This is a genomic window from Pseudomonas sp. MF09156, assembly GCF_059862305.1.
In genome coordinates, this window is record NZ_JCBCUR010000007.1 from 176,264 (window position 1) to 199,393 (window position 23,130).

Sequence of the window (23,130 nt, forward strand, 5' to 3'; positions counted from 1 at the left end):
GCAAATCCAATGTGGGAGCGGGCTTGCTCGCGATAGCGGTCTGTCAGTTACAAGTGCACTGGCTGGTTCACCGCTATCGCGAGCAAGCCCGCTCCCACATAGAGCATGGCCTGAGCCAGCTCTGCAAAAGGGCCGTTATCTTATAGCAAAACGGCGACCAGAGGCCGCCGTTTAGTGCATTGCGCAAGTTTTTACGCAGCGGTTGCAGGCTCCGCCACCGCTGCCGGTTTCGGCAGTGACGACAGGAACGCCATGATCAGCGCCGCCACATACGGCAGCGATTGCACCAGCAACATCACCACCCAGAAGCGCATGTCGTTGCTCGGCAGGCCCTGCACCAGGTAGATCCCCAGCGCCGCGCCCCACAGCAGCAACATGATGAACATCTCTTCCCGGGCTTCGGAAATTGCTACCCAGAAGCCGTGGTTATCCGCGTTTTTCGGTGTACGAAAGAACGGAATACTGGTGGTGAAGAAACCATACAGCACCGCTTTGGCGATGGTGTGGGACAACGCCAGCCCGGCCAGGGCCGCGCAGAACGCATCCTTGAGGTTTACGCCAACGGCGCGGCGGTAGAGGAAGATGATCTTGCCGACCTTGAACACAAACAGCGCCAACGGCGGGATTGCGAAGATCAGCAGCGGTGGGTCGACCCGGGTCGGCACAATGATCATCGCCGCCGACCACAACAGGGCGCCGACGGTGAAGAAGATGTTCATGCCATCTGCCACCCACGGCAACCAGCCCGCGAGGAAGTGGTAGCGCTGGCCACGGGTCAGTTCGGTGTCCTTGCCGCGCAACAGGCTGGCGGTGTGGCGCTTGATGATCTGGATTGCGCCATAGGCCCAACGGAACCGTTGTTTCTTGAAGTCGATAAAGGTATCGGGCATCAGGCCCTTGCCGTAGCTGGTGTGGTAGTACGCAGCCGACAGACCTTTCTCGAATACCCGTAGGCCCAGTTCGGCGTCCTCACAGATGCACCAGTCGGCCCAGCCCAGCTCTTCGAGTACCGAACGACGGGTCATGGTCATGGTGCCATGCTGGATGATCGCGTCGCGGTCGTTGCGGGTGACCATGCCAATATGGAAGAAGCCTTTGTATTCGGCGTAGCAGAGCTTCTTGAAGGTGCTTTCGTTCTGGTCGCGGTAATCCTGGGGCGACTGCACCACGGCGATTTTCGGATCGGCGAAGTGCGGCACCATGTGCTTGAGCCAGTTGGGCGACACGCAGTAGTCCGAATCGATCACCGCGATCACTTCGGCATCCTTGGCGGTATGCGGGATCAGGTAGTTCAGCGCGCCGCCCTTGAAACCGGCCAGGGGCGCGACGTGGAAGAACTTGAAGCGCGGGCCCAGCGTCTCACAGTAGTCGCGCACCGGTTCCCACACGGCCGGGTCCTTGGTGTTGTTGTCGATGATCAGGACTTCGTAGTCCGGGTAATCGAGGGCTGCCAGGGCGTCGAGCGTCTGTTTGACCATCTCCGGTGGCTCGTTGTAGCACGGCACATGGATAGACACTTTCGGGCGGTAGTCCGAATCGCCTTCAACCGGTAGGAATTCGCGCCGGCGCTTGTGAGTCCAGACCGCTTCCGCCAGCTCATGGGCCTCGGTCAGCAGCACGATAAACACCCCGAGCGCACCGAGTGCCAGCAGGAAACCCACCGTCAGGCTGAACCAGGTGCTGTATTGCTGACTGTAGTCGTAGCCGATCCATACCAGCACCGACCCGCACAGGAACGCGATAAAGGTCAGGAAGGTGCGGCCACGCTGGCGCAGGGCCGAGCCGTCGATCATCAGCAGGGTCAGCGACAGCAGCGCCAGCACCACCGAGCCGATGGCCAGCACTCGCCACTGCGGGATCGCCACTACCGGGCCTTCAAAGTTGAATTTCTGCTGGCGCGCGGCGTTGAACACACCCCAGTAGGCGCCGACCGAGCCTTCGTCACTGGCTTTCCAGGGTTGGTCGAAGGCTTCGATCACGAAGTAGTTGTAGCCCTGGCGGTTCAGCTTGTTCACCAGGGTACGCAGGTAAATGGCCTGGTCGGCCGGGGAGGCGTCTGCGCCACCGCGCATGCGGCCGTTGCTCGGCCAGCCCACTTCCGACAGCAGCAGTGGTTTTTTCGGGAAGGTCTTCTTCAGATCCTTGGCCCGGTCGAGGACGAATTGCCCGGCCTGGGCCATCGGCACATGTTCCCAGTACGGCAGCACGTGCGCGGCGATCAGGTCGACATGCTTGCCCAGCTGCGGGTTGTGCTCCCAGATGTGCCACTGCTCGGAGGTAGTCACCGGCACTTTGACGGCAGCGCGCACCCGGTCCAGCAGGACAATCAGCTCCTCAGGGGTGATTTCCTTGCGAAAGATCGCCTCGTTGCCGACCACCACTCGCACTACGCTGCGCGAGGTGTTGGCGATCTCAATGGCCCGCTGGATTTCGCGCTCGTTGCGCTCCAGGTCCGGGCTGATCCAGATCCCCAGGGTCACGCGCAGGCCGAACTCTTCCGCCAGCTTGGGAATATCCCCCAGGGTGCCGTCGACCGAATAGGTCCGAATGTTGTCCGTCAGCTTGCTCATGATCGCCAGGTCCTGACGCATCTGCTCGTCGCTCGGATACTGGTCTTTCTGCGGGTACTGGCCCTGCTGGAACGGCGAGTAAGAAAAGCCGGAAATCTGCTGGGGCCAGTTGGGAGTAGTGACCGGGCGGTTGATCAGCGCCCAGAAACCGGTGAACAGCGCGGCAATTGCCAGCACCACCACCAGGTTGAGTCCAAATTTACGCGATGACATAGCTGTTTCGGGTTCCAAAGGGTGTGGAACGAATGGAGGTGTCGAACGGCGCGCATCCTACACCGGCCCTTCCCTGAGCGTACAGCAAGCCAGGAAAAACCGGGTATTGGGCAGCGAAAGCGCTGGTAAGTTCTTTACTTATAGCTTGTAGTTTAGAACTTATCGCTGCGTAGCCCTATAATGCGCGCCGGTTTTTGGGGTAATGGTTATGAGCACAGAAGATCCACGGTTTGCCGGTGTCGCCCGCCTATATGGCATTGAAGGTCTGGAACGCTTGAAAGCGGCCCATGTGGCCATCGTCGGCGTGGGCGGTGTTGGCTCGTGGGCGGCAGAAGCCATGGCCCGTTGCGGGGTGGGCGAGATTTCGCTGTTTGACCTGGACGACGTGTGCGTCAGCAACAGCAATCGCCAGTTGCATGCCCTGGACAGCACCGTGGGCAAGCCCAAGGTCGAGGTGATGGCTGGGCGCCTGCGCGCGATCAACCCCGATTGCACCGTGCACGCGGTGGCGGATTTCGTGACCCGCGACACCATGGCCGAGTACATCACGCCGACTATCGACTGCGTGATCGACTGCATCGACGCGGTCAACGCCAAGGCAGCGCTGATCGCCTGGTGCAAGCGCCGCAAGATCCAGATCATCACCACCGGTGGCGCTGGCGGGCAGATTGACCCGACGCTGATCCAGGTGTGCGACCTGAACCGCACGTTCAACGACCCGCTGGCCTCGAAAGTGCGCTCCACCTTGCGCCGCGACTACGGCTTCTCGCGCACCGTGACCCGTCACTACAGCGTGCCTTGTGTGTTTTCCACCGAACAGCTGCGTTATCCCAAGCCTGACGGCAGCATCTGTTTGCAGAAGAGTTTTGTGGGCGATGGGGTGAAGCTGGACTGCGCGGGTGGGTTTGGCGCAGTGATGATGGTGACGGCGACCTTTGGCATGGTGGCGGCGACCAAGGCGGTGGACAAGATCGTGGCCGGAGTGCGCAGGCCTTCGGAGCGGGTCAAGCCTGCATAAATATCACTGCCCTGCATCAATCAAAAATGTGGGAGCGGGCTTGCTCGCGATAGCGGCAGATCAGTCGGTACATCGATTGGCTGACCCACCGCAATCGCGAGCAAGCCCGCTCCCACAGTTAGTTTTGCGTATGGCTCAAGTCGCGCATGCGCTGCAGGACTGCATTCAGGCCATTGCTGCGCGACGGCGACAGCTGGCGGGAGAGCCCCAGTTGGTTGAACCAGTCAGGCAAGTCGACTGCCTGTAACTCGGCCGCCGAGAGCCCATTGACCCGCGCCAGCAACAAGGCCACCAGCCCACGAATCATGCGCGCATCGCTGCTGGCGGCAAACTGCCAATGGCCGTCCTGCAGTCGCCCTACCAGCCACACCAGGCTTTCACAGCCCTGTACCAGGTTGGCGTCGACCTTGCCTTCATCCGCCAACACCGGCAGCCGCTCGCCCCATTGCATCAGCAGGCGGGCGCGTTGCTCCCAACTGCCGACCGCCTGAAAGGCCAGCAGTGCGGCCTGCGCATCCACTGGCAGGCTCATCGCAGCATGTCCAGTGCCTGGTCCAGCGCTTCAAAAAAGCGCTCCAGGTCATCGGAGTCGTTGTACAGCGCCAAAGAAACCCGGATCGCCCCAGATAAATGCAGGCTCTTGAGCAGGGGCATTGCACAGTGATGGCCGGCGCGGACCGCGATGCCCTGCTCGGTCAGCAGGTGGGCGAGGTCGGCGTTGTGTACGCCGTCCACCACAAAGCTGGCCAGGGCCACCTGCGGCGCGCCCAGCAGGCGCACGCCATTGCGCGCCTGCAAGCCGCGCAACAGGTAGTCATGCAGCGCCGCTTCGTGGGCGAGCACCGCCTGTTGATCCAGGGAGTTGAGGTAGTCCAGGGTCGCCCCCAGGCCAATCACCCCGGCAATCGGCGGCGTGCCCGCTTCGAAACCCAGGGGCGCGGGGCGGAAGCTGGCGCTGTGGTAGTCGGCCTGTTGCACCATCTCGCCGCCAAACTGCCAGTGGCGCAGCCGATGCAGGGCTTCGGTGCGGCCATAAAGCACGCCGACGCCGTCCGGGCCGTAGAGCTTGTGGCTGGAAAACACATAGAAGTCACAGCCCAGGGCCTGCACGTCATGGCGCCCGTGGACGATACCCTGGGCGCCGTCCACCACGGTCAAGGCGTCGTGGGCCTGGGCCAGTGCCAGCAACTGTGCGAGGGGCTGCCAGGCGCCCAGCACGTTGGACAGCTGGCTCACCGCCAGTAGCCGGGTGCGAGGCCCGATCAGCGCGGCGGCGGCTTGCAGGTCGATCAAGCCCTCGTCGTCGAGGGGCAGCACCACCAGCGTGAGCTCACGGCGTTTGGCCAACTGCTGCCAGGGCAACAGGTTGGCGTGATGTTCCAGGGCGCTGATGACAATTTCATCGCCCCGATTGAAGAGGTGCTCAAGGCCATAGGCCAGGAGGTTCAGCGCAGACGTCGCGCCGTGGGTAAAGATGATCTGCCCGCTGTCACCTGCGTTGAGCCATTGCGCCACTTTGCTGCGACTGTCCTCGAACGCCTGGGTCGCATGGGCGCCCGGCAAATGCTGGGCACGGTGCACATTGGCTGCGCCATTGGCGTAGTAATGGCTAAGGGCGTCCAACAGGGCTTGAGGTTTTTGCGTGGTGGCGGCGTTGTCCAGGTAGGTCTGGTCTTGCCGTTGCAAGGTAGCGATGGCCGGGAAATCGGCGCGCCAGGGCGAGGGCACAAGCATGGGATTGAAGACTCATATGAACCGGCCGTGCTGCAAGGCACGGCCGGCTCCGGTGGCATCGAGTCGCTGCTTAGTTGTGAGCGTGCAGCGCTGCGTTCAGTTCGATGGCCGACTTGTGGGTTTTGCACTCCACGGCACCGGTCTCGGAGTTACGGCGGAACAGCAGGTCCGGCTGGCCAGCCAATTCACGGGCCTTGACCACCTTGACCAGTTGGTTCTGCTCATCGAGCAGCGCCACTTTAGTGCCAGCAGTCACGTACAGCCCTGATTCCACGGTGTTGCGGTCGCCCAATGGAATACCGATACCGGCGTTGGCGCCGATCAGGCAGCCTTCGCCGACCTTGATCACGATGTTGCCGCCGCCCGACAGGGTGCCCATGGTGGAGCAACCGCCGCCCAGGTCCGAACCCTTGCCGACGAATACGCCAGCCGATACACGGCCTTCGATCATGCCCGGGCCTTCGGTGCCTGCGTTGAAGTTGATGAAGCCTTCATGCATCACGGTGGTGCCTTCGCCCACATAGGCGCCCAGGCGCAGACGCGCGGCATCGGCGATCCGCACACCGGCCGGGACCACGTAGTCGGTCATTTTCGGGAACTTGTCCACCGAGAACACTTCCAGCAACTCGCCACGCAGGCGTGCTTCCAGCTGGCGTTCGGCCAGTTCGCCAATGTCGATCGCACCCTGGCTGGTCCAGGCTACGTTCGGCAGTTGCGGGAACACACCGGCCAGGCTCAGGCCATGGGGCTTGACCAGGCGATGGGACAGCAGGTGCAGCTTGAGGTAGGCCTCTGGCGTGGAGGTCAGTGCGGCGTCTTCAGCCAACAGCGTGGCGACCAGCGGCTTGTGGCTTTCGGCCAGGCGGGTCAGCAGGGCGGCCTGGGTGGCATCTACATTTTTCAGTGCGTCAGCCAGTTGCGAGGCTTGGGCAATGGTGAAGGTGATCGCCCGGTTGCCTTCGGTGTAGCCAAGGATCGGCGCGATGGCGGCGACGATTTCGGCCGAAGGGTTGAGCAATGGCTGCGCGTAAAACACTTCCAGCCAAGCACCTTGGCGGTTCTGGGTGCCGACGCCGAAGCCCAGGCTGAACAGGGAATTGGACATGCTGTTACCTCTACAAAAATGAAGTGGCTGGCCTACTTGAGGGCCGCCGAATAACTTTCTGGCTTGAAGCCAATCAGGGTTCTGTCACCGAGATCGAGCACTGGACGCTTGATCATCGAGGGTTGTGCGAGCATCAGTTCAATGGCTTTCGCCTGGTCGAGATCGGCTTTGCGTTCGTCTTCGAGTTTGCGAAAGGTCGTGCCTGCACGGTTCAAAACCACCTGCCAACCGTGCTCGTTGCACCATTGGGTCAAGTGTTCGCGGTCGATACCGGCCGTCTTGTAGTCATGAAACTCATAGCTGATGGCATTTTCATCGAGCCAGGTACGAGCCTTTTTCATGGTGTCGCAGGCTTTGATGCCGAAAAGGTGCAATGTTTTGCTTGAATCGGTCAAGGAACTGCCCCCTTTGGGCTGCTGGAAACAAACGATCACGGATTATGCCACGACAAAACAGTTTCGGTGCCGCTCGTCACTCCTTAGGGTACGAGGTGCGACTTATGTGCAAAAGCCTGCCAGCAGCATAGGCAGCTAATATGGCACTTCAAAGGCGCGTTGTTGCCTCAAGTGTGTCATTGCAAGTCGATTGTCCAGGAACCCCGCTTTATGCAAACCGCCTACACCGTTCTTATCCTGCTGATGCTGGTCAGCGTTTCGCGTCTGGTCGGGCGTGTTATCCCGTTGCCGTTGCCCTTGGTGCAGATTGCCGCTGGTGCCTTGCTGGCGTGGCCAACCCTGGGGCTGCACGTGGCACTGGACCCTGAGTTGTTTCTTTTCCTGTTCCTGCCGCCGCTGCTGTTCTCCGACGGCTGGCGCATGCCCAAGCGTGAATTGTGGCGTCTGCGCGGGCCGATCCTGACGTTGGCGGTGGGGCTGGTGCTGTTTACCGTGGTGGGCGCCGGTTACTTTATCCATTGGTTGCTGCCGAGTATTCCGCTGCCGGTGGCCTTCGCCCTGGCGGCCGTTTTATCGCCGACAGACGCGGTGGCGGTGTCGGCAATTTCCCAGAACCGCCTGCCCACGCCCTTGATGCATATGCTCCAGGGCGAAGCCCTGATGAACGATGCGTCGGGCCTGGTGACCTTCAAGTTCGCCCTGGTGGCGGCGTTGACCGGAGTGTTTTCCCTGGCCGATGCCAGCCTTACGTTTGTGCTGGTGGCGCTCGGTGGCCTGGCCATCGGTGTGGCCCTGAGCTGGCTGGTGGGGCGCTTGCGGGCCTGGATGATTGCCCGGGGTTGGGATGACCCGGCGACCCACGTGGTGTTTATGTTGCTGCTGCCGTTTGCCGCCTATGTGCTGGCTGAGCGCCTGGGGGCGTCGGGGATTTTGTCGGCGGTGGCGGCGGGCATGATGCAGAGCTGGCTCGACCTGCTGCCACGCCAGACCAGTACGCGCTTGCTCAATCGCAGTGTCTGGTCACTGCTGGAGTTTGCCTTCAACGGGCTGATCTTCCTGCTGCTGGGCCTGCAATTGCCCGACATCATCAAGGCGGTGACCAGCCACGAAAGCATGCTGTGGCCGACCTTGTTCTATCGCTGCCTGGACGTGATCGCGATCTTCCTGGTGCTGCTGGTGCTGCGGTTTATCTGGGTGCAGAGCATCTGGCGCCTGTCCGGCCTTCTACGCCGCCTGCGCGGCAAAAGCGAGCTGACCCTGGTGCCAACGGCCCGATCCTGCTGGCTATTGACCGTCGGCGGGGTGCGCGGGGCGGTGACCCTGGCCGGTGTGATGTCGGTGCCGTTGCTGTTCGCCCCCGGCCAGGCATTTCCAGAGCGCGACCTGCTGATCTTCATTGCCGCCGGGGTCATCCTGTTGTCGTTGGTGGCCGCCTGTATTGCCTTGCCCCTGTTGCTGCGGGGCATCGAGAAGAGTCCGGATGACAAGCGCCGCGGCGAGGTGCGCGATGCCTGGAGGAAAACCGCCGAGGCCGCGATTCATGCCCTTGAGGTTGAGGAGGCGGCAGAGGCGCCCCTGGACGCGGCCCAGGCTGCGCTGGCAGCGGAGCTCAAGGCGCGGATCATGTCGGAGTATCGCCATCAACTGGAGGTGTTCAATGACTCGGCCGAAGCCCAGGCGCTGGCGCTGCAGATGGATCAACTGGAGCGCAAGCTGCGGCTCAAGGCCCTGCGCGCGCAACGCCTGGAATTGTATAGCCTGAGCCGTCACCACCAGATTGGTGATGACGTGCTGCGCGAAGTGCTGGCGGACCTGGATATGAGCGAAGCCAACCTGGGCACGCAGAAGTAGGCCTGTGCGGTGCCGTCAGCTCACCCCGGGGATATTCGGCCGGTATAGCCTCCTGATGGCCTCCTGGTCACCCGGCGACAGAAAGAAGTTTTCCGAGGTGCCATGCCCCTTGCGGCTCAAGTGTGCGGGAAAGGGGTAATGCATCACAGACTGTGGATCGTAGGCTGTGCTCTGCACGTCGGGACCTGTGAGTGGGTCGAGTATTTGTTCCTGGACCAGTTCTGCAGGGAAACGCTCACTGACGAAATAGTCACGCACCGCCTGCTCGTCCCAATCCAAGGTGCTTTGCGGGTGCTGGTGTTCATGCAGTAAGCCCAGGGCATGGCCGAATTCGTGCAAGGCATGAGTGCGTAACTGCTTGGAGTTATCGGTTCGGTCCAGGTGCAGGGTGGGCTGGTCTTCATCGACCAGCAAGGCGTCGGTACCGATGACCGACCAACTGCCGGTAAAACCCTCGTCGTCGGAGACACGAATATCGCCGCGTTTGCCCTCGACGATTTCAAACTGCAGGCCGGGCGTGTGATGGGCCCACTCCTTGAGTGCATCGATGACCAGGGCTTGGCTTTTCTTGTTTGCCAGGTCCAGGCTCACCGTTATAACGCCGGGCGACCAGCGTTTTGAGCTGTCTGCGACACCTCTTTTGTTGCGTGCTGTACGGTCGGCCGGCGAGTTGTCGCTGGAGGGTGCGAATTGTTGGATAGGGACGTTGGGGAATAACGGGGTTACTTGGCTCATGGACTCTACTCATGGGGCGGTTGTCAGATAGTGATGAGATGAAAAGGGCTTCAAGCACCTACTCCGATTGCTCTTGCGGCGACGACGATTGCGGGGCGGCCAGGGCCCATTCGTAAGTTGAGAGCGAACCACGTTGGTCAGTGATGAGGAATGCCTGGCGCAAGGAACTGTTTTTGGGCGGGAAGAGGCTGTCTGCCAGATACTTTTCGCTGGATGAAAGTTCGTAGGGTTCGCTGTTGGTTATTCCGTCCGCCATATGTTTTGCGGGGAGATGGTCGTGCATGACGGAGTTCTTATCGTAGGGCGTTAGTTTGATTGAGTTGCTGGCGCTTAACTTTGTAAAAAGCTCATTTTTTCCAAAGTTATTAAGCTTGATAATAATAGGGGCGGGGTCGTACTTTAACGGGCTGTCGGGATGGGTTGTTGTTATTGAAGAATTGCTCGGGGCGGTATCGTTTGTGCTCAGGCTAGGAAATGGGAAAGGGGTTGAACTTGGGTTTGCGATCATAGGCACTCCGGCGCCAACGTAAGAAAGGCGAAGGCTCTTTGTAAAGTTTGTTGCCTCTACAAAGTGGGAATTTAGCCGGAGTAGTTCCGCAGTAATTATTTCTGCGTATGAGTCGAGGTGGGCCTGGAGTGCAACTAATTACCAAAGGTGGGCGAATGTTGGCCGCCCCCGAGGTGGGAGCGGCCCCGTGTTTCAACGACGGCGCTGGATAAAGTCGCGAATTCGTTCGGCCGCCTCGACGCATTCGGCCAATGGCGCAACCAAGGCCAGACGCACCCGTCCAGCTCCTGGATTGAAACCCTCGACTTCCCGCGACAGGTACGAGCCCGGCACCACGGTCACATGTTCCTCCACGAACAGGTCGCGGCAGAACGCGGCATCATCGCCCTCAACGTTGGGCCACAGGTAGAAGCCCCCGTCCGGGTTCTGTACGTCCAGTACCGGTTTGAGGATCGCCAGCACGGCGTCGAATTTCTGCCGGTACAGGTCGCGATTGGCCTGTACATGGGCTTCGTCCTGCCACGCGGCGATGCTCGCCAGTTGGGTTTGCACCGGCATCGCGCAGCCGTGGTAGGTGCGGTACAGCAGGAAGGCCTTGAGGATCTCGGCATCCCCGGCCACAAACCCGGAACGCAGGCCCGGCAAGTTGGAGCGCTTGGACAGGCTGTGGAACACCACGCAGCGCTTGAAGTCCTGGCGACCCAGTTCGACACACGCGCTGAGCAGGCCCGGAGGTGGGGTTTGCTCGTCGAAGTACAGCTCGCTGTAGCACTCGTCGGCGGCGATCACGAAGTCGTATTGGTCGGCCAGGGCAATCAGTTTTTTCAGGGTGTCGACCGGGATCAGTGCGCCGGTCGGGTTGCCGGGAGAGCACAGGAACAGGATCTGGCAACGCTTCCAGATGTCAGGCGAGACCGCGTCGAAATCCGGGTTGAAGCCGTTTTCATCCAGGCACGGCAAGTAATGCGGCTTGGCCCCGGCGAGGAACGCTGCGCCTTCGTAGATCTGGTAGAACGGGTTCGGGCTGACCACCAGGGCATCGTCGCCGCGGTTGACCACGGTCTGGGTGAAGGCGAACAGCGCTTCACGAGTGCCATTGACCGGCAGGATATTGCGCGCCGGGTCGAGCCAGCCCTTGGGCACGTTGAAACGCCGTTCGCACCACGTGCCAATCGCCTCGCGCAAGGCGGGGATGCCCAGGGTGGTGGGGTACACCGCCATCTGGTCAAGGTTGTTGGCCAGGGCCTGGGCGACGAAATCCGGGGATTTGTGCTTGGGTTCGCCGATGGACAGGGCAATCGGGCGTTTGTCCGGGTTCGGCGTGACGCTGCCCAGCAGGGCTCGCAGTTTCTCGAACGGGTAGGGCTGCAGTTGGTTCAGGGCGTTGTTCATCGGGGCCTCTATCGTTGAGCACGGCCCTGTGGGAGCTGGCTTGCCTGCGATGGCATCGCCTCGGTGTACCAGATACACCGCGCCGCCCGCATCGCAGGCAAGCCAGCTCCTACAAGGTCCGCACCCCCAGGGAAATTAAATTCAACTCAAATGGTTATTCTGGATAACTCCGCGCCAGGCTCCTGGTTCACGCTCAATTGCGCAACGATGGCGTCCTGCAAGCGGCGGCATAGTTCAGGGTCGGACAGCGGCTGGTTATCGGCATCGGTGATAAAGAACACGTCCTCGACCCGCTCGCCCAGGGTGGCAATCTTGGCGTTTTGCAACGACAGGTCAAACTCCAGGAAAATCCCGCCGATCCGCGCCAGCAGGCCAGGGCGATCCGGCGCGCTGAGTTCCAGTACGGTCACCGGGCGCTGGGCATCGTTGTGGATCGTCACCTGGGGCGCAAAGGCAAAATGCTTGAGCTGGCGCGGCACCCGGCGCTGGATGATGGTTGGGTAGTCGTCGGGGTTGCGCAGGGCTTCGGTCAGGCCTGCGCGGATCTTTTTCACCCGCTCGGGGTTGTCGCCGATGGACTCGCCTTCGGTGTCGAGCACGATGTAGGTGTCGAGGGTGAACTGGCTGCTGGACGTAATGACCCGGGCGTCGTGAATGTTCAGATTGAGCTGGTCCATCGCAGCCACGGTCACGGCGAAGAAGTCGTGCTGGTCCGGGGCGTAGATGAATATCTGCGTGCCGCCTTCGAATTCACGCTGGGTGGTTTCCTTGATCAGCACCAGCGGGCCACCGTCGGCCGGCTGCTGGAGGATCGCGTCGGTGTGCCAGGCCACGTCGCCTGCGGTGTGGCGCAGGAAATAGTCGTCGCCCAACTGCGACCAGAGTTGCTCCACATCGTCCGGGTCGTTGCCGCCACGCACCAGGATATCCAGGGCCGCGTTCTGGGTGCGGCGGATCTGTTCTTCGCGGTCCACCGGGTTTTCCAGGCCCCGGCGCAAGGCGCGCTTGGTCTCGGTATACAGCTGGCGCAACAGGCTGGCGCGCCACGAATTCCAGAGGGTCGGGTTGGTGGCGTTAATGTCGGAGACGGTCAGTACGTACAGGTAGTCGAGGCGGGTTTCGTCGCCGACGATCTGCGCAAAATCATGGATCACCTGCGGGTCGGACAAGTCCTTGCGCTGGGCGGTGGTGGACATCACCAGGTGGTTCTGTACCAGCCAGACGATCAGGCGGCTGTCCCACTGCGGTAACTGGTGACGCTGGCAGAAGGCTTGCGCATCCACCGCGCCGATTTCCGAATGGTCGCCGTGCCGGCCCTTGCCGATATCGTGATAAAGGCCGGCGAGGTAGATCAGCTCAGGCTTGGGCAGCCTGGCCATCAGCTTACTGGCCAGCGGGAATTTCTCTGACACCTGGGTGTATTGCAACTTACGCAGGTGTTTGATCAGGTTCAGGGTGTGGGCGTCGACTGTATAGATGTGGAACAGGTCGTGCTGCATCTGCCCGACAATAAAGCCGAACTCCGGCAGGTAGCGCCCAAGGATGCCGTAGCGGTTCATGCGCCGCAGGTTGCGGTGGATGCCGATCTTGCACTTGAACAGCTCGATAAACAGGCTGGTATTGCGGATGTCATGGCGAAATTCGTCATCGATCAGGTGACGGTTTTCCCGCAGCAAACGGATGGTGTCGGCGCGTACGCCCTTGATTTCCGGTTGCTGGGCCATCAGCACGAAAATTTCCAGCATGGCAAATGGCGTGCGCTTGAACACGTTGTCGTTGCGCGCCTCGATATAGCCATCGTGCAGTTGGAAGCGCGCGTTGATCGGTTGCGGCGGCGCTTCGTCTTCCGGGGCCAGGATCACTTCTTCAAAGTGCTGGATGATCAGGTCGCTGAGCTGGGCGATGCTCATGACCACCCGGTAGTACTGCTGCATGAAGCTTTCGATACTGGTCTTCGCGTCTTCGCCCTCGAAGCCCAGCAGGGCGGCGATGGAGCGTTGGTGGTCGAACAGCAGGCGGTCTTCGGAGCGTCCGGCCAGCATGTGCAGGGCGTAGCGCACCTTCCACAAAAACTCCTGGGACGAGGCCAGCAGGGCGTTTTCGCTCTCGACCAAAAAGCCTTCGCCGGCCAGGGCACGCAGGTTCAGGGTGCCGTACTGGCGCCTGGCTACCCACAAGATGGTCTGGATATCCCGCAGCCCGCCGGGCGAGCCCTTGACGTTGGGTTCCAGGTTGTATTCGGTGTCGTTGTACTTGTGATGCCGGGCTTTCTGCTCGGCGCGCTTGGCCAGGAAGAACTCCTTGCTCGGCCACATGTGTGCGGTGCTGGTGACTTCCAGCATGCGCTGGCGCAGGCGCTCGGGGCCGCAGATGGTACGGCTTTCCATCAGGTTGGTGACCACGGTCAGGTCGGCGCGGGCCTCTTCGGCGCATTCCGCCACCGAGCGCACGCTCTGGCCGACTTCCAGGCCGATGTCCCACAGCAGCGTCAGAAAACGCTCGATGGAATCACGAAAGATCTCATGGTCTGCACTGTCCAACAGGATCAGCAGGTCGATATCGGAGTAGGGGTGCAGTTCGCCCCGGCCATAGCCGCCGACGGCCACCAGGGCAATGTCGGCGTCTTCGCTCCAGTCGAACTGTTCCCAGGCCTTTTGCAGGATGTTATCGACGAACCAGGCGCGATCCTCGATCAGTCGGCGAATCTCCCGGCCGCTGCGAAAGCGCCCGTCGAGCACCTCGCGGGCCTGGCGGATGGCCTTTTTGAAGGCGGCAATCGGGCTTGCCTTCAGCGCCAGTTCCGCCTGGAACTGGCCTCGGTCGAAGAGTTCGGGATCCACCTGGGGCATCGATCGGCTTTCCTTTCTATCTAGGTGTAGGTCACAACGTCGCTATCTGGAAAGCCCGCTGCAAGCATCAGGCCGAAACGCGAGGGATCGTGTCATCGGCGCGCAGGGTGAAGATCTCGTAGCCCGTCTCGGTGACCAGCAGGGTGTGCTCCCACTGCGCCGAGAGCTTGCGGTCCTTGGTGATGGCGGTCCAGCCGTCGCCCAGCACCTTGGTGTCGGCCTTGCCCTGGTTGATCATCGGCTCGATGGTAAAGGTCATGCCCGCCTTGAGCTCCATGCCGGTGCCGGCGCGGCCGTAGTGCAGGATCTGCGGCTCTTCGTGGAACACCTTGCCGATGCCGTGGCCACAGAATTCGCGGACCACCGAGAAACCGTTCTTTTCTGCGTGCTTCTGGATCACTTCGCCGATATCACCCAGGCGGCAGCCGGGCTTGACCAGCTCGATGGCCTTGTACATGCATTCCTGGGTGACCTGGGACAGGCGCTCGGCCCACACCGGGACGTTGCCGACGTGGAACATGCGACTGGTGTCGCCGTGGTAGCCGTCCTTGATCACCGTGACATCGATGTTCAGGGTATCGCCGTCCTTGAGCGGCTTGTCGCCTGGGATGCCGTGGCAGACCACGTGGTTGATCGAGGTGCAGATCGACTTGGGGAAGCCTTTGTAGTTCAGCGGCGCGGGGATGGCTTTCTGCACGTCGACAATATAGTCGTGGCAGATGCGGTCCAGGGCTTCAGTGGTGACGCCAGGCTTGACGTGTTCGGCAATCATTTCCAGCACGTCGGCCGCCAGTTTGCCGGCAACGCGCATGCCTGCGATGTCTTCGGCGGTTTTCAGGGTAACGGTCATACAGGCTCTCTCTAGCGCGACGCGCTGAAATCAATACGGTTTACGGGCGTGCGACAAAAAGGTGCAGCGTTCGCACAAGCCCAAAAAACGCGATTCTAACAGACGCAAGGTACAAACCATGAGTGTCTGGCTATCGCTTCTCTCTATAAGGTGTGGGTATTTTCACCCGATTCAATGGCTTGGGTGGCGGTGGCGGCAAGCAAATGCGATTGCGGGTTTCGTTTTTGTCGTTGCTGTGGTATAAAATGCGCCGCTTTCCGGGGATACCCCGCAAAGCTTAAATCCACACACGTGTCGACACGATGACCTGGGTGCCGGAGGCCTTGAAGCCGCTGGTTGGTCATTGGGATACGTGGAGGCCAAACCCGACTTATTAAGGAACTATCATGTCCCAAGTCAACATGCGCGATATGCTGAAGGCCGGTGTGCACTTCGGTCACCAGACCCGTTACTGGAACCCGAAAATGGGTAAATACATTTTCGGCGCGCGTAACAAGATCCACATCATCAACCTTGAAAAAACCCTGCCAATGTTCAACGAAGCTCTGACTTTCGTAGAGCGCCTGGCCCAGGGCAAAAACAAGATTCTGTTCGTCGGCACCAAGCGTTCCGCTGGCAAGATCGTTGCTGAAGAAGCAGCACGTTGCGGTTCGCCGTACGTCGATCACCGCTGGTTGGGCGGTATGCTGACCAACTTCAAAACCATCCGTGCTTCCATCAAGCGTCTGCGTGACCTTGAAGTGCAAGCCGAAGACGGTACTTTCGCCAAGCTGACCAAGAAAGAAGCGCTGATGCGCTCCCGTGACCTGGAAAAGCTCGATCGTTCCCTGGGTGGTATCAAGGACATGGGCGGTCTGCCTGACGCACTGTTCGTTATCGACGTTGATCACGAGCGCATCGCGATCACCGAAGCCAACAAGCTGGGTATCCCGGTTATCGGCGTAGTCGATACCAACAGCAGCCCGGAAGGCGTTGACTACATCATCCCAGGCAACGATGACGCAATCCGCGCTATCCAGCTGTACATGGGTTCGATGGCTGACGCTGTAATCCGTGGCCGCAACAATGTTGGCGGCGGCACCGTAGAGTTCGCTGCTGAAGAAGCACCGGTCGCTGCAGCTGAGTAATTGACGCCCTGGCGTTGACTCAGTAAGCAAAAAGGGGGCTTGGCCCCCTTTTTGCCACCTCGAAAACCATTTGTGAGCGGCACAGCTACAGCATCTGTAACGTGCAGCGGTTAACAAGGGTGGTTCGGGAAGAATTGAACGCCCGTACAAGTCGGGTGGAATGGTTGAAAACCTATCCAAGAGGAATTTGAAAATGGCAGCAATTACTGCAGCGTTGGTTAAAGAACTGCGTGAGCGTACTGGCGAAGGCATGATGGATTGCAAGAAAGCCCTGGAAAAGGCTGACGGCGACATCGAAAAAGCCATTGATGACATGCGTGCTTCGGGCGCGATCAAGGCTGCCAAGAAAGCAGGCAACGTAGCTGCTGAAGGCGCGATCGCTCTGAAAGAAGACGGCAAATCCGCCGTTCTGCTGGAAGTGAACTCGCAGACCGACTTCCTGGCCCTGCAAGACGACTTCAAGGCATTTGTTGCTGCCAGCGTTGAAAAAGCGTTCGCCGACAAACTGACTGACGCCGCTCCGCTGATCGCAGCCCAAGAAGCTGATCGTCTGGTACTGGTCGGCAAGGTTGGCGAAAACGTCAACATCCGTCGCCTGGTACGTGTTGAAGGTGACGTGGTTGGTGGTTACCTGCACGGCAACAAGATCGGTGTTGCAGTTGTCCTCAAGGGCGGCAACGTTGAGCTGGCCAAAGACATCGCTATGCACGTAGCGGCCAGCAACCCAGAGTTCCTGCTGCCTTCGGAAGTTTCTGCCGAAGCGATCGAGCGCGAAAAAGCTGTGTTCCTGCAGCTGAACGAAGAAAAAATCAAAGGCAAGCCAGAAAACATTGTTGAGAACATGGTCAAAGGCCGTATCAGCAAGTTCCTGGCCGAAGCAAGCCTGGTTGAGCAGGCGTTCGTCAAGAACCCTGAAATCAAGGTTGGCGAACTGGCCAAGAAAGCCGGTGCTGAAATCGTTTCCTTCACCTACTTCAAAGTAGGCGACGGCATCGAGAAGCCGGTCGACAACTTCGCTGAAGAAGTTGCTGCCCAGCTGGCTGCCGCCAAGCAATAAGACAGTTTTCAACTGTCGCCCAAGAGAGGCTGCCCGCTCACGCGCGCAGCCTCTTTTCAAATGGGAGGCTCAATTTTATTTGGCTTCCCTTTGGAACTGGCTTACAAAGCCGTGTTCCGATGGCGCTGTGACAGCGTCCAGCTAGAGTGAACGCAAGCCGTAAACGGCTCGCCAAGAATTTTTTAAAAATACGCCGCAGGAGAGATTCGCAATGGCTCAGCAGGGCAGTGGTTATCAGGCTCGCTATAAACGCATTCTACTCAAGCTTAGCGGCGAGGCCCTGATGGGCTCGGAAGAGTTCGGGATCGATCCCAAGGTACTTGACCGCATGGCACTGGAAGTCGGCCAACTGGTCGGCATCGGTGTCCAGGTTGGCCTGGTGATCGGTGGTGGCAACCTGTTCCGTGGCGCGGCACTCAGTGCTGCTGGCATGGATCGGGTCACTGGCGACCACATGGGCATGCTGGCCACTGTGATGAACGCCCTGGCCATGCGCGACGCCCTGGAGCGTGCCAATATCTCGGCCATCGTGATGTCGGCCATCTCCATGGTTGGCGTGACCGATCACTATGATCGCCGCAAAGCCATGCGCCACCTGAATGCCAAAGAGGTGGTGATCTTTGCCGCCGGTACCGGCAACCCGTTCTTCACCACTGACTCGGCTGCCTGCCTGCGTGCCATCGAAATCGATGCTGACGTAGTGCTCAAGGCTACCAAGGTCGATGGCGTCTACACTGCCGATCCATTCAAAGACCCGCATGCCGAGAAGTTCGATCATCTGACTTATGATGAAGTGCTGGATCGCAAGCTGGGTGTGATGGACCTGACGGCAATCTGCCTGTGCCGCGACCACAAGATGCCGCTGCGCGTATTTAACATGAACAAGCCCGGCGCCCTGCTGAATATCGTACACGGCGGCGCAGAAGGGACTCTGATCGAGGAAGGCCAACAATGATCAACGAAATCAAGAAAGACGCCCAAGCGCGTATGCAGAAATCCCTGGAGTCTCTGAGCCATGCATTCGGCCAGATTCGTACCGGCAAGGCTCACCCAAGCATCCTGGGCAGCGTGATGGTGCCTTACTACGGTTCCGACACTCCGCTGAGCGGCGTGGCCAACGTGACTGTGAAAGACTCGCGCACCCTGCAGGTCGTGGCCTTCGAGCGCAACATGCTCGCTGCCGTCGACAAGGCTATCCAGAGCGCTGGCCTGAACCTCAACCCAACCAACCTGGGTGAGCTGCTGCTGATCTCCATGCCGGCCCTGACCGAAGAAACCCGCAAGGGCTTCACCAAGCAGGCGCGCAGCGCAGCGGAAGATGCCCGTGTTGCGGTGCGTAACATCCGTCGTGATGCCTTGGGTGACCTGAAGAAACTGGTCAAGGACAAGGAAATCAGCGAAGACGAAGAGCGTCGTGCAATTGCCGATATCGATAAGCTGACCAAGGAATCCGAGGCCATGATCACCAAGGCCACGGAAGAGAAAGAAAAGGACCTGATGGCCGTATAAGGGGTCAGGACGCTTTCATGGAAAAGACCAAGCAGACTGTGCCCTCCGCGGTGCCGCGCCATGTCGCGATCATCATGGATGGGAATAATCGCTGGGCGAAAAAACGCTTTATGCCAGGTGTCGCCGGGCATAAAGCGGGTGTCGATGCGGTACGGGCCGTGATCGAGGTGTGTGCCGAGGCCAAGGTCGAGGTATTGACCTTGTTTGCCTTCTCCAGTGAAAACTGGCAGCGCCCGGCCGACGAAGTCAGCGCCTTGATGGACCTGTTCTTCAAGGCCCTGCGTCGTGAGGCCAAGCGCCTGAACGACAACAACATCAGCTTGCGCATCATCGGCGATCGCTCGCGGTTCCATCCGGAGCTGCAGGCGGCCATGCGTGAAGCCGAGGCGATCACCGCTGGCAGCAACCGCTTCGTCCTGCAAATCGCCGCCAATTATGGCGGGCAATGGGATATCGCCCAGGCTGCGCAGCGCCTGGCGCGTGAAGTGCAGGCCGGCCATCTGCGCCCGGAAGACATCACGCCCGAGTTGTTGCAAACCTGCCTGGTGACTGGCGACCTGCCGTTGCCGGACCTGTGCATCCGTACCGGTGGCGAGCACCGCATCAGCAACTTCCTGTTGTGGCAGTTGGCCTATACCGAGCTGTACTTCTCCGACCTGTTCTGGCCGGACTTCAAACACGATGCCATGCGCAATGCGCTGGCCGATTTCGCTTCCCGTCAGCGTCGCTTCGGTAAAACGAGCGAGCAGATCGAAGCTGGAGCCCGGGTTTAATGCTTAAACAACGAATCATCACGGCACTGATCCTGCTGCCGATCGCTCTGTGCGGGTTTTTCCTGCTCGAAGGCGCAGGTTTTGCACTGTTCATTGGCCTGGTCGTGACCCTGGGCGCCTGGGAATGGGCGCGCCTGGCAGGGTTCGCCGAGCAACTGCCGCGGGTGGTGTACGCCGCCGTTGTCGCGTTGTTGCTGTTCCTGATGTACATCCTGCCGGATGTCGCACCCTGGGTGCTCGGGGCTGCGGTGCTGTGGTGGGCGTTGGCGACATTCCTGGTGTTGACCTACCCGCGTACCAGCAGCCAATGGTCCAGCGTCGCCTGCAAGCTGGTGATCGGCCTGCTGATCCTGCTGCCGGCCTGGCAGGGCCTGGTCTATATCAAGCACATGGCCCTGGGCAACTGGTTGATCATGGCGGTGATGGTACTGGTCTGGGGCGCGGATATCGGTGCGTACTTCTCCGGCCGTGCCTTTGGCAAGCGCAAGCTGGCCCCGGCGGTCAGTCCCGGCAAGAGCTGGGAAGGGGTGTACGGCGGGCTGGCGTTGACGTTGCTGATCACCCTGGTTGTTGGCGTTGTGCGCGAGTGGGATGCCAAGCAAATCCTCCTGGCCCTGGTCGGTGCGGCGGTGGTGGTGCTGATCTCGGTGGTTGGCGATCTGACCGAAAGCATGTTCAAGCGCCAGGCAGGCATCAAGGACAGCAGTAACCTGCTGCCGGGCCATGGCGGCGTGCTGGACCGCATCGACAGCCTGACGGCGGCGATCCCGGTGTTTGCCGTGCTGTTGTGGATGGCCGCTTCGTGAGCCGCCTACAGCAAGTGACCGTGCTGGGAGCAACCGGCTCGGTCGGGTTGAGCACGCTGGATGTGATTGCCCGTCACCCTGAGCGCTATCAGGTATTCGCCCTGACCGGCTTCAGTCGCTTGAGCGAGCTGTTGGCGTTGTGCGTGCGGCATGTGCCGCAGTTCGCGGTGGTGCCGGATGCAACTGCCGCCCGTGGTTTGCAGGACGACCTGCGGGCTGCGGGCCTGTCGACCGAGGTATTGGTCGGCGAGGAGGGCTTGTGCCAGGTGTCCGCCGCCTCTGAAGTGGATACTGTGGTCGCCGCCATCGTCGGCGCTGCTGGCTTGCGTCCAACCCTCGCAGCGGTTGATGCGGGCAAAAAAATCCTGTTGGCCAATAAAGAAGCGCTGGTGATGTCCGGTGCGCTGTTTATGCAGGCTGTGCGCAAGAGCGGCGCGGTGCTGTTGCCGCTGGACAGCGAACACAATGCGATTTTCCAGTGCATGCCGGGCGATTTTGCCCGCGGCCTGAGCCAGGTGGGCGTACGGCGTATCTTGCTGACCGCCTCCGGTGGCCCGTTCCGCCAGACCCCATTGGCCGAGCTGGAGCACGTTTCTCCCGATCAGGCCTGCGCCCATCCCAATTGGTCGATGGGGCGCAAGATCTCGGTGGATTCGGCGAGCATGATGAACAAGGGCCTGGAGCTGATCGAAGCCTGCTGGCTGTTTGATGCTCGGGCCGAGCAGGTCGAGGTGGTGATTCATCCGCAAAGCGTGATTCATTCCCTGGTCGACTATGTGGATGGTTCGGTGTTGGCCCAGTTGGGCAACCCGGACATGCGTACGCCAATCGCCAATGCCCTGGCCTGGCCCGAGCGGATCGATTCGGGGGTTGCACCCCTGGACCTGTTCGCCATCGCACGCCTGGATTTCGAAGCGCCGGATGACCAACGCTTCCCCTGCCTGCGCCTGGCGCGTGAGGCGGCAGAGGCGGGCAACAGCGCTCCGGCTATGTTGAATGCGGCCAATGAGGTCGCGGTTGCTGCGTTTCTTGATCGGCGCATCCGCTTTCCACAGATCGCGAGTATCATCGAGGAAATTTTGAGTCTCGAGCCGGTGGTTGCCGTAAATGATTTGGGCGCCGTATTCGAGGCGGATGCCAAGGCCCGGGTCTTGGCCGAGCAATGGTTGAAACGCCACGCAGGTTAGTCGGCAGGCGCGGGATTGGAATGCGGAGAGATTAGATGAGTGCGCTCTACATGATTGTCGGCACCCTGGTTGCTCTGGGTGTGCTGGTCACTTTTCACGAATTTGGTCATTTCTGGGTGGCGCGCCGGTGTGGCGTCAAGGTCCTGCGTTTTTCCGTGGGTTTTGGCATGCCGCTGCTGCGCTGGCACGACCGCAAGGGCACCGAATTCGTAATTGCCGCCATTCCCCTGGGTGGCTACGTCAAGATGCTCGACGAGCGTGAAGGCGAAGTGCCGGCTGATCAACTGGACCAATCTTTCAATCGCAAGACCGTTCGTCAGCGTATTGCCATCGTGGCGGCTGGCCCGATCGCCAACTTCCTGTTGGCCATGGTGTTCTTCTGGGTCCTGGCAATGTTGGGCAGCCAGCAGGTGCGTCCGGTTATCGGCGCGGTGGAGGCGGGCAGCATTGCAGCCAAGGCTGGTTTGAGCGCCGGGCAGGAAATTGTTGCTATTGATGGTGAACCGACTACAGGCTGGGGGGCGGTCAATCTGCAGTTGGTTCGCCGCCTGGGTGAGAGTGGCACCGTACAGCTGGTGGTGCGCGAGCAGGACTCCACGGCCGAGACGCCGCGCGAACTGGTACTGGACAAGTGGCTCAAGGGCGCTGACGAGCCTGACCCGATCAAGTCCCTGGGGATTCGCCCATGGCGTCCGGCGCTGCCGCCGGTACTGGCGGAGCTCGATCCCAAGGGGCCGGCCCAGGCTGCCGGCCTGAAGACCGGTGATCGTTTGCTGGCCCTTGATGGTCAGGCGCTGGGCGACTGGCAGCAAGTGGTTGATCTGGTTCGTGTACGTCCTGATACGAAAATTGTGCTGAAAGTTGAGCGCGACGGTGCTCAAATCGACGTCCCTGTTACCCTTGCGGTACGCGGAGAGGCCAAGGCGGCCGGCGGGTATCTGGGGGCGGGGGTCAAAGGTGTCGAATGGCCGCCATCGATGGTGCGAGAGGTCAGCTTCGGGCCGTTGGCGGCAATTGGCGAGGGTGCACGACGCACTTGGACCATGAGCGTACTGACCCTCGATTCGCTGAAGAAAATGTTGTTCGGCGAGCTCTCGGTAAAAAACTTGAGTGGACCGATAACCATTGCTAAAGTGGCGGGCGCTTCTGCCCAGTCGGGTGTTGCTGATTTCCTGAATTTCCTGGCTTATCTGAGTATTAGCCTTGGGGTTCTGAATTTGTTGCCCATTCCAGTACTGGATGGGGGGCATCTGTTGTTTTATCTCGTCGAGTGGGTGCGTGGTCGCCCCTTGTCGGATCGGGTGCAGGGTTGGGGGATACAGATCGGTATCAGTTTGGTGGTTGGGGTGATGTTGTTAGCCCTGGTCAACGATCTGGGACGTCTGTAACGCTTCGCTGAATTGCGAATCTGCCGCATTTTGCGGCAGTTTGTTTATTGCCAGTTGGAATAA

The 23,130-nt window shown here is 60.3% G+C and carries 20 protein-coding genes; 10 read left to right on the top strand and 10 right to left on the bottom strand.

Annotated elements, in window-relative coordinates; translation table 11 throughout:
• Nucleotides 1–191: 191 nt before the first annotated feature.
• A complete protein-coding gene (locus AC19YY_RS17850) occupies nucleotides 192–2,783 on the bottom strand; it encodes a glycosyltransferase (protein ID WP_169955726.1) in 2,592 nt (863 codons plus the stop codon).
• Between the two features lie 208 nt (nucleotides 2,784–2,991).
• Here AC19YY_RS17850 and tcdA point away from each other — a divergent pair, with 208 nt between their 5' ends.
• Entirely contained in the window at nucleotides 2,992–3,801 is an 810-nt protein-coding gene (gene tcdA, locus AC19YY_RS17855; RefSeq protein ID WP_492634202.1) for a tRNA cyclic N6-threonylcarbamoyladenosine(37) synthase TcdA, read from the top strand.
• Between the two features lie 118 nt (nucleotides 3,802–3,919).
• On the opposite strand, the gene AC19YY_RS17860 is transcribed toward tcdA, so the two are convergent.
• From AC19YY_RS17860 to AC19YY_RS17875, 4 genes are all read right to left on the bottom strand, one after another.
• The gene (locus AC19YY_RS17860) at nucleotides 3,920–4,333 is read right to left on the bottom strand and encodes a SufE family protein (RefSeq protein ID WP_170058327.1); all 414 of its coding nucleotides are present in this window, start codon (nucleotides 4,331–4,333) and stop codon (nucleotides 3,920–3,922) included.
• Nucleotides 4,330–5,535 (bottom strand): aminotransferase class V-fold PLP-dependent enzyme, encoded by a 1,206-nt coding sequence (locus AC19YY_RS17865; protein ID WP_492634203.1) that lies wholly within the window; start codon nucleotides 5,533–5,535, stop codon nucleotides 4,330–4,332. The genes AC19YY_RS17860 and AC19YY_RS17865 overlap by 4 nt, the downstream gene beginning before the upstream one ends.
• Before the next feature lie 70 nt (nucleotides 5,536–5,605).
• Nucleotides 5,606–6,640 carry a 2,3,4,5-tetrahydropyridine-2,6-dicarboxylate N-succinyltransferase gene (gene dapD, locus AC19YY_RS17870; RefSeq protein ID WP_169955730.1) on the bottom strand — a complete coding sequence of 345 codons (1,035 nt, stop codon included), beginning with the start codon at nucleotides 6,638–6,640 and terminating at the stop codon, nucleotides 5,606–5,608.
• Nucleotides 6,641–6,672: 32 nt separating this feature from the next.
• Nucleotides 6,673–6,981 carry an arsenate reductase gene (locus AC19YY_RS17875; protein ID WP_500604607.1) on the bottom strand — a complete coding sequence of 103 codons (309 nt, stop codon included), beginning with the start codon at nucleotides 6,979–6,981 and terminating at the stop codon, nucleotides 6,673–6,675.
• 264 nt (nucleotides 6,982–7,245) lie between these two features.
• On the opposite strand from AC19YY_RS17875, the gene AC19YY_RS17880 reads away from it, so the two are divergent.
• The gene (locus AC19YY_RS17880; RefSeq protein WP_170042929.1) at nucleotides 7,246–8,886 is read left to right on the top strand and encodes a Na+/H+ antiporter; all 1,641 of its coding nucleotides are present in this window, start codon (nucleotides 7,246–7,248) and stop codon (nucleotides 8,884–8,886) included.
• Between the two features lie 15 nt (nucleotides 8,887–8,901).
• On the opposite strand, the gene AC19YY_RS17885 is transcribed toward AC19YY_RS17880, so the two are convergent.
• From AC19YY_RS17885 to map, 5 genes are all read right to left on the bottom strand, one after another.
• Nucleotides 8,902–9,621: a M12 family metallopeptidase gene (locus AC19YY_RS17885; protein ID WP_170058329.1), complete on the bottom strand. Its 720-nt coding sequence runs from the start codon at nucleotides 9,619–9,621 to the stop codon at nucleotides 8,902–8,904.
• A 58-nt stretch (nucleotides 9,622–9,679) separates the two neighbouring features.
• On the bottom strand, nucleotides 9,680–10,129 hold the full coding sequence (locus AC19YY_RS17890; protein WP_500604608.1) for a hypothetical protein: 450 nt from the start codon (nucleotides 10,127–10,129) through the stop codon (nucleotides 9,680–9,682).
• Nucleotides 10,130–10,321: 192 nt separating this feature from the next.
• Nucleotides 10,322–11,521, bottom strand: coding sequence for a succinyldiaminopimelate transaminase (dapC, locus tag AC19YY_RS17895; protein ID WP_170042926.1), 1,200 nt, complete (start codon nucleotides 11,519–11,521; stop codon nucleotides 10,322–10,324).
• Between the two features lie 146 nt (nucleotides 11,522–11,667).
• Nucleotides 11,668–14,370, bottom strand: a complete 2,703-nt coding sequence (locus tag AC19YY_RS17900; protein WP_169955737.1) for a [protein-PII] uridylyltransferase — start codon at nucleotides 14,368–14,370, stop codon at nucleotides 11,668–11,670.
• 67 nt (nucleotides 14,371–14,437) lie between these two features.
• Nucleotides 14,438–15,220 carry a type I methionyl aminopeptidase gene (map, locus tag AC19YY_RS17905; RefSeq protein ID WP_032858167.1) on the bottom strand — a complete coding sequence of 261 codons (783 nt, stop codon included), beginning with the start codon at nucleotides 15,218–15,220 and terminating at the stop codon, nucleotides 14,438–14,440.
• A 386-nt stretch (nucleotides 15,221–15,606) separates the two neighbouring features.
• Between map and rpsB the strand changes: the two genes are divergently transcribed.
• The 8 genes from rpsB to rseP all read left to right on the top strand — a co-directional run bounded on the left by rpsB (nucleotide 15,607) and on the right by rseP (nucleotide 23,067).
• Nucleotides 15,607–16,347 (top strand): 30S ribosomal protein S2, encoded by a 741-nt coding sequence (gene rpsB, locus AC19YY_RS17910; protein ID WP_029297291.1) that lies wholly within the window; start codon nucleotides 15,607–15,609, stop codon nucleotides 16,345–16,347.
• A gap of 193 nt (nucleotides 16,348–16,540) precedes the next feature.
• Nucleotides 16,541–17,404 (top strand): translation elongation factor Ts, encoded by an 864-nt coding sequence (tsf, locus tag AC19YY_RS17915; protein WP_003172264.1) that lies wholly within the window; start codon nucleotides 16,541–16,543, stop codon nucleotides 17,402–17,404.
• Nucleotides 17,405–17,615: 211 nt separating this feature from the next.
• Nucleotides 17,616–18,359, top strand: a complete 744-nt coding sequence (gene pyrH / locus AC19YY_RS17920) for a UMP kinase (protein ID WP_003172271.1) — start codon at nucleotides 17,616–17,618, stop codon at nucleotides 18,357–18,359.
• Nucleotides 18,356–18,913 carry a ribosome recycling factor gene (frr, locus tag AC19YY_RS17925; RefSeq protein ID WP_169955738.1) on the top strand — a complete coding sequence of 186 codons (558 nt, stop codon included), beginning with the start codon at nucleotides 18,356–18,358 and terminating at the stop codon, nucleotides 18,911–18,913. Before pyrH ends, frr begins: the two co-directional genes overlap by 4 nt.
• A 17-nt stretch (nucleotides 18,914–18,930) precedes the next feature.
• Nucleotides 18,931–19,686, top strand: coding sequence for a polyprenyl diphosphate synthase (gene uppS, locus AC19YY_RS17930; protein WP_169955739.1), 756 nt, complete (start codon nucleotides 18,931–18,933; stop codon nucleotides 19,684–19,686).
• Nucleotides 19,686–20,492, top strand: a complete 807-nt coding sequence (locus tag AC19YY_RS17935; RefSeq protein WP_169955740.1) for a phosphatidate cytidylyltransferase — start codon at nucleotides 19,686–19,688, stop codon at nucleotides 20,490–20,492. Before uppS ends, AC19YY_RS17935 begins: the two co-directional genes overlap by 1 nt.
• Nucleotides 20,489–21,679 (top strand): 1-deoxy-D-xylulose-5-phosphate reductoisomerase, encoded by a 1,191-nt coding sequence (ispC, locus tag AC19YY_RS17940; protein ID WP_170042924.1) that lies wholly within the window; start codon nucleotides 20,489–20,491, stop codon nucleotides 21,677–21,679. The genes AC19YY_RS17935 and ispC overlap by 4 nt, the downstream gene beginning before the upstream one ends.
• Nucleotides 21,680–21,714: 35 nt before the next feature.
• A complete protein-coding gene (gene rseP / locus AC19YY_RS17945; RefSeq protein ID WP_169955455.1) occupies nucleotides 21,715–23,067 on the top strand; it encodes a sigma E protease regulator RseP in 1,353 nt (450 codons plus the stop codon).
• Nucleotides 23,068–23,130 lie beyond the last annotated feature (63 nt).